This is a genomic window from Spirosoma agri, assembly GCF_010747415.1.
GTDB lineage: Bacteria > Bacteroidota > Bacteroidia > Cytophagales > Spirosomataceae > Spirosoma > Spirosoma agri.
On sequence record NZ_JAAGNZ010000001.1, the window covers coordinates 1,172,863 to 1,185,218 of the forward strand.

General features: G+C 50.4%; 7 protein-coding genes. 4 read left to right on the forward strand and 3 right to left on the reverse strand.

Features of this window, described 5'->3' with window-relative positions; translation table 11 throughout:
* Window positions 1-95: 95 nt before the first annotated feature.
* Window positions 96-1,784 (reverse strand): RagB/SusD family nutrient uptake outer membrane protein, encoded by a 1,689-nt coding sequence (locus tag GK091_RS04865; RefSeq protein ID WP_164035478.1) that lies wholly within the window; start codon window positions 1,782-1,784, stop codon window positions 96-98.
* A 19-nt stretch (window positions 1,785-1,803) separates the two neighbouring features.
* A complete protein-coding gene (locus GK091_RS04870) occupies window positions 1,804-5,067 on the reverse strand; it encodes a SusC/RagA family TonB-linked outer membrane protein (RefSeq protein ID WP_164035479.1) in 3,264 nt (1,087 codons plus the stop codon).
* 456 nt (window positions 5,068-5,523) lie between these two features.
* On the opposite strand from GK091_RS04870, the gene GK091_RS04875 reads away from it, so the two are divergent.
* Window positions 5,524-6,840: a gluconate:H+ symporter gene (locus GK091_RS04875; protein WP_164035480.1), complete on the forward strand. Its 1,317-nt coding sequence runs from the start codon at window positions 5,524-5,526 to the stop codon at window positions 6,838-6,840.
* Window positions 6,841-6,933: 93 nt separating this feature from the next.
* On the opposite strand, the gene GK091_RS04880 is transcribed toward GK091_RS04875, so the two are convergent.
* On the reverse strand, window positions 6,934-7,986 hold the full coding sequence (locus GK091_RS04880; protein ID WP_164035481.1) for a fasciclin domain-containing protein: 1,053 nt from the start codon (window positions 7,984-7,986) through the stop codon (window positions 6,934-6,936).
* 138 nt (window positions 7,987-8,124) lie between these two features.
* On the opposite strand from GK091_RS04880, the gene amaB reads away from it, so the two are divergent.
* The 3 genes from amaB to GK091_RS04895 all read left to right on the forward strand — a co-directional run bounded on the left by amaB (window position 8,125) and on the right by GK091_RS04895 (window position 12,237).
* A complete protein-coding gene (gene amaB, locus GK091_RS04885; RefSeq protein WP_164035482.1) occupies window positions 8,125-9,648 on the forward strand; it encodes an L-piperidine-6-carboxylate dehydrogenase in 1,524 nt (507 codons plus the stop codon).
* Window positions 9,649-9,760: 112 nt separating this feature from the next.
* Window positions 9,761-10,957 (forward strand): tyrosine-type recombinase/integrase, encoded by a 1,197-nt coding sequence (locus tag GK091_RS04890; protein ID WP_164035483.1) that lies wholly within the window; start codon window positions 9,761-9,763, stop codon window positions 10,955-10,957.
* 635 nt (window positions 10,958-11,592) lie between these two features.
* On the forward strand, window positions 11,593-12,237 hold the full coding sequence (locus GK091_RS04895) for a VOC family protein (RefSeq protein WP_164035484.1): 645 nt from the start codon (window positions 11,593-11,595) through the stop codon (window positions 12,235-12,237).
* The last annotated feature ends 119 nt before the right edge of the window (window positions 12,238-12,356 follow it).

The following is a 12,356-nucleotide window of genomic DNA, read 5'->3' on the forward strand; positions in this document are numbered from 1 at the left end:
GCACAAGTAGCTGTCTTTGCTAAATGAGCTTTCCTGGTAAGCCGTCAGCCTGATTTAGCTTACTCGCTGTAGGCATCACTCGCGTGGTCTGAGCGCTAGTAATTAGGATTTGTCGTTGAAACGCTGGAAGAAGGTACGTTCAGCACCGATTCGTCGGCGGGTACATCCCAATAATCCATAAAGTTGTAGTTGATGGTGACGTTCTTATTGACCGCGCCAGCCGTCGTTACAACCGTATTTCCGTAGCTTCCCCCGCCAACGGCAATATCATACGTCCAACCCCAGCGCCGACTGTCATAATAGGACAAGCCCCGGCTAAACAAGGCGACCCGTCTTTCGCGCGTCAGCTCAGTCAGGGCACCTGACAAGGATAAGCCGGTTCCCGCAACGGCTGCCACGCCAGCACCCTGGTAGGTTCTCTCCGCATCGACAAAAGCCAGCCCCGCATCAATGTTGCCTAAACGTATGTTAGCCTCAGCCAGCATCAGCGCGTTTTCCTCGTAACTACCCGCAATATACAGCTCATAGGCACCCGCTGTCCGGCTTCCCATCATGTACACACCAGCGGCTCCGGCGCCCCCATCAATCAAACTATACCGTGTCGTATAGATATAATTGTTTTTGTAGGTCGTCGTCGTGCTGAAGTTGTTCGTCAATCGCTTATCACCCGCGTTGAAATTCTGGATCAACCGTTCGCTGATTCGGAACGTCGTGCTGGTATTTGACCCCGCAGCCAACGACGCCACCGTTCCCCCGGCAGGGGAGAAGAAGTAATTAGACGCTGTACTTCTGCCCGTAAAGACAAGATCCGTCTTCTGAATGCCATTGGTTACCAGATTCAGTACGCTGGTCCAGTCAGCCGCTGTCATCGCCGTTGTCGATGATTTGGTGATTGTCGCATTCGGATTCCCCTTCACAAAAGGAGCCAGTTTGTTGACCAGAATGTTCCGGGCGAGCATCGTGTTGATATTCCGCTTCCACATATCTACCGTAAGTATACCACCACGTCCCACCTGACTATCCGACGGGATCAGCGCTCCCAGAACCGCCTGGTAATCAGAGACACTGGTGATCGCACTCAGCGTAGTGGCTGCCAACGTAAAATAGCTGTTCGACTGGTTGATGATGGCATCATGCAGCACGTAATCACTATTGGTCGTTCCTGCTTTGTCGTTGATCAGACCGGAGTAATACATGGACCCAATCGACGCATAGGCATAGCCTTTCCACCAGTAAGCCCAGGCTTTGATCGTATTTGACCGGGAAGCGGCATCTCCCGAAAACTTGATCCCGTCAACCAGGCTCAGTATCTGGTTACAGCCGTTGTTCAGCGAATACATATTCGTCCACTGGTAATACAAGGGGTTGTTGCCCGCCCCGGTTGCTGCCCGGCTGTTGAACGACCGGATAATACCGATCTGTGGCGATGGGTTCGTTACTTTCGTGCCATCGTCCAAAAGAATATAATCCGGCTGACCAATGGTTGTTACCTGGTTGTTCGAGGCATCGGCCCCAACTAAGTCGGCCATCAACGCGCTATAGCCCCAGGGTAGCGAAAAGTAGCTGTCTCCCAGCCAGTTGTCTTGACCATTGCCCGCAAACCCGTTGATGTAAACGGCCCCCTGAGCGAAGTTGATAAGGCCCGCTTCGGTATTGACGTTAGCATCGTACGTTGGTGCGTTGGGGTTACCGACATCCAGTTGTTCTTTGCAGGAAACCGCCCCCAGCAGGAGTACCGTCAAACAGGCAGTGTAGAGAAATTTATAGTTATTGATCCGTTTCATGTTCAAGGTAAGTTAACGATTAGAACCCGATGTTCAGGCCAACCTGATACGACTTGGTGTTTGGCAGTGTACTGTGATCTACCCCTCTGTCGAATGATGAGTTAGACGACCCTGAGCTAATTTCAGGATCATAGCCCGTGTATTTCGTGAGCGTAAAGAGGTTCCGGCCGGTCAGCACCAACTGAACCTTGTTGAGATACGGTAGTTTGACGAGTTTGGCTACGTCCAGCGCCAGCGATACGTTGCGCAGCCGGGCGAAAGAAGCATCTTCATAGAAGAAGTCTTTCGTGGCATTGTTGCCCGCACCCCGTGTGCTTCCCCAGAGTGCATAGTAAGCACTGGACCAATAGGCCGAATAAGCACCTGTTTTGCCATCGATGGTTACCGGTTGAGCAAAATCGCCGTGGATGCCGTCGCGGTACATCCATTCTTTCGTCTGGTTGTACAGGTGGCTGCCGTATACCCAGTCGATCTGGAAGTTAAAGGTCAGGAAGTCCCTGAACGTAAATCCGTTGATAAACGAAGCGTTGAATTTCGGGCTGGGATTACCAAACGAATAGGTCTGGTTGGTAAACATAATCTGGTAATCAGACTTGCGTACAACACGCCCGTTTACCATCGTGTAGTTCCCTTCGTCCGACTGGGGTATATACCGCGCCCCTTCTTTGTTTACGTAATCGAAGCTCGTCAGGGCTTTATAACCGTAAATCTGTCCAATTGGTTGACCCGGCGTCAGAACCAAAGCCGTGCTACCTGCTGCCGACGATAAAATAATATCGGCACCACCGGCAATGGCATCGATCTTCGAAATCTGATGGCCGAAGTTGGTCGTGAAGTCCCACTTGAAATTCCGGGATTTGTAGACCGGCAGCGTCAATTGAAACTGTACCCCGTTCGATGACATATTGATCGCGTTCGTCAACTGGCCCGTTGCGCCGGTCGATGGTGGTACGCTAACCGTATAGATCACGTTTGCACTCGAACGTTTCCAGTATGTGAACGAACCCGAAATAGAGTTCAACCACGTCCGGTTTGAATTACCCCCCAACGTAAAGTCGGTACCGGCTTCAAACTCTTTGGATACCTCCACCTGTAGGTTTGGATTATTGCTGGTGGTCTGAATCGAATAGACAAGGCCCGTACCTAGATTTTGCTGATTCAAAACAGGATACCGGTCAAACGCACCCGGCTGAATACCCGCTTCACCATAGGCTGCTCTTAACTTGAAGTACGTCAGCGTATTCGACAGACGATTGCCTTTGAAGAACGACAGGGGTGCAACGTGACCGTCGAAGTGCGGGAATGTGAACGGCGTCGAACCAGCACCAAACGCGGAAGACCAGTCTGTTCTGAACCCAGCCGTAACACCGCCATACTCACCAAAATCAACTTTCTGGTTGACCAGATAACCATACGTCACAAACGGTTTGACGTAATCAAGTGCCACGGCCTGTTTCGATGTAGACGAGATATTGTAAGGGGGGGCGGTTCCTAAGCCTGTGCCATAGGTGTCGTACTCGGTATACCGGTTTTTCCGGTAGTCGAACGAAATCTGCGTACTGGTTTCGATTGGCAGGTTGATATGAAAATCGTCCTGAAAATTAGTCCGAATGAAGGCGGTGCCTAAAAAATTCTGGAAGGTCGTGTTGTACTGCCAGTTATTAATTTCGCCACTACCACTGTTCACAAAGTTGTACGAATAACTCTTATAAAAGGTGGAGTTTACGTTTTGTGTCTGGTTGTAATACGTCCACCGGGCGTTCTCGTTCCGGTAGTTGATCCCGTATTTGGCATCCAGTTCCAGAAACTTGTTTACCTTATAATTGGCATCGAAATTCTGAATAACGTCTACCTTATTATCTAAACCGTCCGTGTACTGGAGGTTGTAGTATGGGTTACTCGCGTTGATACTCAAGTAGCTATCCCCTTGCTGGTGCCGTGGATACGAACCATCGGCCAGTTTGGCGGTCAGATCAAAGAAGGGAGAGGTATTGAGAAAGCCGTAGACTGAACCAATGTTACCCAACGAGTTTCCCTGTCCGTAGTACTGACCACCTGCGGCACCTAGTCCTGGTTTCAGCGTATTCTTAGTGTACACCAGCTGGGTTGTCGAGCGTATCGTGAACCCTTTAAACAGTTCCGTACCAAAATTGGCCGACAGATTGCTTCTGTCTATATACCCGTTTTTCAGAATTGGTGTAACCGTATGGTTGTTGGCCGCAGCTATGTTGAAGTCACTTTTTTCGGAAGCACCCGAAACGTTGATTGTGTTGTTGGTTGTGCTTCCCGTTTGAAATACCTGCTTGAAGTGATCGTAGTATTTCAGGTTCGCATTGTAGGCTTTATCCGCAACATTTCGGATGTCCTGAATGGCATAGCGCGTTGCACCGCCGTATTGGTAGGAAATGCCCGGTACTGACCCGTATTGGTCGTAGCTAACTATACCACCCGTAGCATTGACGAGGTTATTATTGGCATCCGTCAGATACGGATGTAGTTCCGCTTTGTGCACATTACCCGTGTTCAGAAATTCATTCGCCGAATAGCTGCTCGACAGGTTAATGGCAATCCGCCCTTTCTTCCCTTTTTTCGTAAATACCTGAATAACACCGTTGGCACCCTGAGCTCCGTAAATAGAGGCCGAAGCGGCTCCCTGAACAACTTCTACCCGGTCTACGTTGCTCAAGTCCAGTGAGTTGATGTCCGTGGCTGCCACCTGGATACCGTCTACCATGATCAGCGGCTTTGTACCACCCTGCACGGAATTGATACCACGCAGCAGAATATTTACGGGATCGCCGGGGTTACCACTAACCGACGAAATCTGCGCTCCCGGAATTTTACCGATCAAGGCCTGATCAATAGAAGCCGTTGGCGTTTGGGGCAGATCTTTTGCCGAAACACTTTCAACGGCAATACCCAATTTGGCCTTGCTGGTAGCAATACCGCTACCGGTTACCACAACTTCGGTCAGTAAGCGCGAATCGGATACCAGACTTATGTTTAGTTCTGATTCGTTGCCAATTGGGATCTCCTGAGTAGTGACTCCCACGAAGCTAAATATCAGCACGGTCCCTTTTGCCGATGGTATCGAGATGTCATAAACCCCGTTAACGTCGGTTGTCGTTCCTCTACTCGTTCCCTTCACAACGATGGATACCCCTGGCATGGGTGATCCATCTTCCGCCGACGTAACCTTGCCGATTACCCGGCGCTCCTGAGCCCAGGCCGCCGTCCAGAGTGAGCACAGCAAAAGCAGGCTCAGACATAAAATTTTTCTCATTTCTAACGAATCGTAGGTTAAAAAAACTTGTTCACTTCGACAAAACTAGAAAGGAGAAAAGACCCGAACAATATTGCTTCACCCTGGAATATGACCAAATATTAATTCTATCCTATTCTCAATTTGTAAAATATTATTTTAAGAATTAAAATATAATTAAATCAACATATAGTGTCTTTCATTAAGCAATTATAGGGGGCGTGTAAAAGTCAATGGGAGTATTTATACTTAGTACGCTTGTTGCTGGAACCAGTGAAGTTTTAGGCCGATTTAGTGTGATTCGTTCAGGAAGATCAGCCTCTAAAAAGCATTGCCTGATCCAGTATAGATGGCCCAAGCAAACAGGCCAACGTTGGGCCAACTAACGGCCCGGTACTGCTACAAACAGGATGGGATAAACGGGCTGACTGATTTGGTAAAGTAGTAAAACCGGTACGTGCCACTCTTTCTGCGATTATGCCCCTGCTCATCACTAGTCTCGGTATCCTCGTTCTGATCGTTCTGATTTCATACGTACGGCTGCACACGTTCCTGTCTTTCCTGCTTGTTTCGATGGGTGTTGGTCTGGCCCTGGGTATGCCGCCCCTGTTCATACTGGAATCGATGCAGAAAGGCATGGGCAGTACGCTGGGTTCCATTCTGGGCATCATTGCGCTGGGTGCTATGCTGGGGAAACTCGTGGCAACGAGCGGAGCCGCTCAGCAGATCGCCGTAACCATGATGGCGCTGGTGAAACCAGGAAACGCGCGCTGGGCATTTATGGTGACGGGCTTTATCGTGGGCTTACCGCTGTTCTATTCGGTGGGGTTTATGCTGCTGGCTCCGTTGGTCATCACGGTCGCTTACCGGTACAAACTGCCCGCACTCTATATAGGGCTGCCCATGCTGGCGTCATTGTCGGTCACGCAGGGGTATCTGCCCCCGCATCCGGCTCCGCTGGCGATTCTCAAACAGTTTAATGCCGATATGGGGCTGACGCTTTTCTATGGTATACTCGTTTCGATTCCGGCTATCCTTATTTCAGGAGCGTTGTTTGGGTCAACGCTCAAACGTTACACGACGCTGCCCAACAAAGCGTTTATGGCGGCTGAGTTAACGGATGAACAGATGCCTTCGGTAGCCGTAAGTTTCCTCACCGTTCTATTGCCTATTCTGTTGATCGGTCTGAGTACGGTGTTAAGCCCTTTCCTGGCCGAAGGGTCAGCAACCCGGCAAGTACTACTAACGCTTGGTGAACCCACGGTGAGTATGCTGATTGCTGTTCTGGTTGCCATTGTGACATTGGGGCTGCAACGCAACCGGTCAATGCCGGTCGTCACCACGTTACTGGCTGATTCTGTAAAGGAAGTTGCTATGCTTTTACTGGTTTTTGGCGGGGCGGGGGCGTTGAAGCAGGTGCTGACCGATGGCGGGGTAAGCCAGAACATAGCCGATCTCATGCAACATTCATCCTTGCATCCCTATGTGCTGGCCTGGAGCATGGCTGCGATCATTCGGGTGTGCGTAGGCTCATCGACGGTATCGGGTATTACGACGGCAGGCTTTGTGGCACCGCTTCTAACGGTTTCGGGTGTTGAACCGAATCTGATGGTCCTGAGTATCGGTGCGGGCAGTATGATGTTTTCGCACGTGAATGATACGGGGTTTTGGTTGTTCCGCGAATACTTCCAGCTATCGATGGCCGATACGCTCAAAACATGGTCGGTGATGGAAACGCTGGTGTCGGTGGCGGGGTTGGGGGGTGTTATGGTATTGAGCCTTGTCGTAGGTTAGTCCACAACAGACAAAAATGGAATGGACAAAAAAAGGACGGTCCCGAAAACACGAAGTCAACGGGACCATCCATCTACAAGCACGGCTTACTGCCTATCGGAACAGAGTTCCGCCAGCTTTGGGCATCAGCACAACATTGATGCTGTGCACGACACCGTTCGCTGATTTGTAATTATCAGCCGCATCGATCGAAGCCGTATGGCCCTGATCGTCGGTCAGATCAATGCTACCGTTCGATCCTTGTTTTGCTGTTAGCGTGCTGCCGGCCAGCGTTTGCAGTTCGGCCTTACCATTCCCCGCTTTAACTCGACGGGTCAGCTCGGCCATATCTACTTCACCCCGCACTACGTGGTAAGAGAGTAGCTGCTTCAGCGCTTCACGGTTGCTGCCTTCCAGCAGGCCATTCTGTGCGCTCGTTGGTAATTTTTTAAAGGCGCTGTTCGAAGGAGCAAAGACCGTATAGGGTCCGGTCCCTTTCAATGTTTCGAACAGATCCGCCGATTGCAGGGCATTTTGCAGGGTCGTATAATTCGGTGATGACGAAATGAAGTCGCCGACGCTGCTGCTCCGATTGGTGCTACCGGCTTTTACGGCCGGTGCTTCGCTGGAACGAGCACCCGACACGGCCGCTCCCGTACCCGACGTGCTGACACTTGTACCCGATGGTGTTGCACCGGTATTTGGCGAATAGCTGCCTCCGCTACTACTTCCCGAACTGCGGGCTGCCGAGTTATTCTGCCCGTTGCTCACCTGATCAGCAGGTGTGGTTGTGGTAATTGTCGATGGGTTGCTGCCGACACCGGTAGGGGCGTTGGTAACGTTGTTACTGTTATAGTTTGTCGTGTTGCTGTTGTTAATGGCGGTGCCATCGCTGGACGAACTCTTCCGATACTGACCGTCCTGAATGCTGGTCGAAGTACCTGAATTGGCATTTGTACGCGCGTTCTGTTCCATGGCTTTTTTAGTGCGTTTCATGGCTCGTCGCTGGCTTCTTGACGAATTTCCTGATGTTGAGTCGGGAACGATAGCGCCCTGCGGATAGGTCGTAGACGTAGCCGCTCCGGTGGGCGTAGTCTGTGCCCAGGTGGCTTCTGCTGCCAACACGGCACCGAGTGTCAGCAAGCTAAGGGTTCGGTTGATTTTCATAACGTTGCGTTGTCGTTGAGCGAATAAGTCGTCACAAGAAGAACCCGATTGAGCGCAAAAAGTTTACATTCAGGTGTCTGTTCTTTGAGGGGCGGCCACTAGATTTGTCCTCCTATTAACCATTGTATACCGAACGTTATGCAGTCGATTCTTCCCTTACCAACGCAACCCGTAAAACCCGGAACCAGCACCGGACAGCAGTTCTGGCAGTCGTCGGAGAAAACGCTCGATTCCTATTCACCCGCCGATGGGCAGCTCATTGCCCGTGTTCATCCGTCGACCCGCGCTGATTACGATCGCGTCGTCGAAACGGCACAGGCCGCATTTCTGGAATGGCGACAGGTCCCGGCTCCGCGTCGGGGCGAAATTGTCCGGCAGATGGGCGAGCAGTTTCGACGTTACAAACGGGAACTTGGCACACTTGTCAGTTACGAAATGGGTAAGTCGCTTCAGGAAGGACTGGGTGAAGTGCAGGAAATTATCGATATCTGCGATTTTGCGGTAGGGCAGTCGCGGCAGTTGTATGGGCTGTCGATGCATTCTGAACGACCGGCTCACCGGATGTATGAGCAATGGCATCCACTAGGCGTAGTCGGCATTATTTCGGCCTTCAATTTTCCGGTTGCTGTCTGGTCGTGGAATGCCATGCTGGCCTGGGTGTGTGGGGACGTTTGTATCTGGAAACCTTCGGAAAAAACACCCCTGACGGCTCTGGCCTGTCAGCAGATTATTGGCGAGGTACTGCGCAACAACGATGTGCCGGAAGGGGTTTCCTGTCTCGTTACGGGTGCCCGCGACGCTGGCGAATGGCTGGCCCGCGACCCACGTGTTGCGCTGGTATCGGCCACGGGCAGTACGCGCATGGGAAAAGCGGTGGCAGAGTCCGTTGCTGGACGGTTGGGTCGTAGTTTGCTCGAATTAGGTGGTAACAATGCCATTATCGTGTCGGAACACGCTGATCTTGATCTGGCCATTCCGGCTATCGTATTCGGCGCGGTGGGCACGGCTGGACAGCGATGTACGTCTACACGTCGGCTCATCGTTCAGGAGAGTATTTACGACGATGTGAAAAATCGGCTCAGAAACGCGTACGCTCAGCTGCGCATAGGGAACCCGCTAGACGAATCGTTTCATGTTGGACCGCTCATCGATCAGCAGGCCGTAAAGGGGTATCAGCTGGCAGTTGACGAAATCCGTGAATCGGGTGGGCGCTTTGTTGTTGAACCCGGCCTGATCGACGGAGTAGGGTTTGAATCCGGTTGTTACGTGAAGCCCTGCGTTGCTGAAGCGGAAAGCCAGTGGCCGGTGGTTCAGCGGGAAACGTTTGCGCCCATTTTGTACCTGCTTACGTACACGACACTCGACGATGCCATTGCCCAGCAGAACTCGGTGCCCCAAGGCTTATCGTCGGCTATTTTTACGTTGAATATGCGGGAGGCTGAGCGATTTCTGTCGGTGGCTGGCTCTGATTGTGGCATTGCCAACGTGAACATCGGCACGTCAGGCGCGGAGATCGGTGGTGCCTTCGGGGGCGAAAAAGAAACGGGTGGTGGCCGCGAATCGGGTTCCGATGCCTGGAAAGCCTACATGCGTCGACAAACCAACACCATCAACTACGGGACTACGATGCCGTTGGCACAGGGCATTACATTCGAACTGTGAGAGTAGGGGTTTCTGGCTGGATTCTCGGGATTGATCGTACGGCCTACCGCCTGTTCATCTCGGGAATCCTGCCGAAGAGAGACTTTTTGGTCGTTGTCAGGTCTTACTGTGTATGATCACGATCTGCCTTGACGACAAAGATCCCAATCTGCTTGCTGTTTCGTTTCCCCAGGATCCCATCGGTAACGACTTGATCCGCACCGTTCCGGGAAGGCGCTGGAGTTATTCCCGTCGGTGTTGGGTAGTGCCCAATACCCGCGAAACGGTAGTCCATCTTGGTAAACTTTTTGGTAAAGCCTACTGTCGTTTCGATGAAGCCCTGGTTCGGCTGTACAGACCCGATGCTACGCTTGCCGAGATTGAACAGGCTACCAATCCAGCGTGGCCTCCCATTGATGGGCGTATTGCAGGAAAACAGCGACTGCCGTTTCGTTACAGTCCGCGTTCAGGCGAGTATGACAAGCATCCGGCTATCATATCGTTGAGTAACACATTGCGTACCCAAAATTACAGCTATAAAACACTCAGAAATTGCAAGCAGGCAATCAGGGCGCTTATCCGATATTGTAACACGACACCGATCGATGAACTGACAAAACTTCAGTATCAGCAGTATTTGTTGTTTCTGGCAGAAAAGAAACGATTGAGCCCGGCCACCCGCAACGTTCACATAAATGCGTGGAAATTTTATCAGGAGAAAGTGTTACGGCGGGACAAAGCGTTTTACGATATCGATTACCCGAGGCAGTCCACGAAGTTACCGACGGTCTATAACGTAGCTGAAGTGAAAGCCCTGTTTAAGGCCACGACAAGCTTGAAGTACCGAACGCTTTTTAAGTTAGTGTACGCTACGGGCCTGCGACTCAGCGAAGCTGCTCAACTGCGTTTGACGGACATTGATCAGGTACGTAGACTCATTACTATTCGGGGAGGTAAGGGAAAGAAAGACCGGGTTGTGATGATGACTGACAAACTGGAGAGTACGCTCCAGGAGTATCTGAGTCATTATGCAACTAACCGTGGACCGTGCCAGATATTTTTGTTCGACGACTGGGAAACCGGTGAGCCTATTGCCAATCGTACGATACAACAAGTGTATAGTAACAGCGTTCAGGCGGCAGGTATTCAGAAGAAGGGAGGTATCCGTACACTCCGACATAGCTTTGCGACTCACCTGTTGGAAGCTGGCACTGATATTCGTTACATCCAGCAACTGTTGGGTCACGAAAGCATCCTGACTACGATGCGTCACACCCACGTAAGTGCTGACAAAATCAGTACGCTTAGAAGTCCACTGGACGATCTGTAGCTATGTGTCTGCGGAGGATGGGTCGCAGTTGGGCCAGACTGAAAAAACGGCTCTTCAGCACTTAGCCCATCGTGTAACAAACGACAACACGTTTATTCCGTTTCAGGCAACCTCTGGAATCAAAGCGATACAATTGCTTATCGTGCCCGAAGAAATAATTTGGGAATCCATCAATATCCCAGATACGCTCAACGTTGCCTGTGATATTAATTTTTGTGTCATAGTAGCATGTAAGACTCGGCTTATTTGTCTGTGATTTAAAAAATAATGTATCTTTAGTCGTGTCAGCAAAAGTACAAAAAAGGAATATACGATAAATGAATCTACCGCTGATTTTCAGGTGTTTATCATTTAGTGATTCAGCGTACAATAATACGTTGGGTGACCTGTTCAGCCAGTGCTTCCATTTCCAAGTTGCAGGCGACAGTTTGAGCGCCCCGTATGGGTATGCCTGGGCTTCCATTTCGACGTTTCGGTCGACAGGTTACAGGCCGTAGCGGTCATGTTTTTACTCGTTGGGCGGGTTCCGGCTGATACGAGAAACGACTTGGTTAGGCAGAGTACGTTTACAGGGCAGCGTCCCAGCGACAGGCTAAACATATTGGTTGGATAAGCAGCATGAATCAAAGCAAAAAATGAATATTGACCACATATTTATCTTCACTGAAGATAAAGGACAAGTAGCCGATCAACTTGTTGGCTTTGGATTAACCGAAGGAAGTGGCAGAACTCATGTAGGGCAAGGCACAGCCAATCGTAAATTTTATTTTGCAAATTTCTTTCTGGAGGTACTATGGGTTTATAACGAGGCCGAGATAAACAGCGAGTTGATCGTAGAGACTGGTCTTTGGCATAGAGCTAATTTCAGGGATACTCACTTTTCTCGTTTTGGGCTTTGTTTCGTTAACGATGATACAACGGAACGACTGTTCGACAAGGCAGGCAAATATCAACCAGTATATTTTCCGGAAGGACTGGCAATCGACATTTTGCAGAACAAGAATAACCCTAAATTTCCTTGGACTTTTAGGCTTCCTTTTAAAGGGCAAAAGAAAAACGAAACTGAGCCAACAGAACATAGAAACGGTATCCATTCATTAACTAAATCGATTTTTGAATACGAAAGCGTGGTTAGTGAGGATTTTCTTGAATACTTTAAAAATGAGAACGGCCTTGAATTTAAAAACTCTTCAAGAAATTGGTTAACCTTGATTTTTGACGAAGAAGCTCGGAGGCTAAGCTTTGATTTTGAGAGTCTTAGTTTAACAATTCGATACTGATTCGCTCCGAGCCGTGTAGCCCGGATGACAGGAGGCAGGCCGCAAGGTCAACCAGAGCAGCCCAACCGGCAGGGGGTGTAAAGGCAGGCGAGCCATTTGCCCATTTCAGCTAGCTTGTA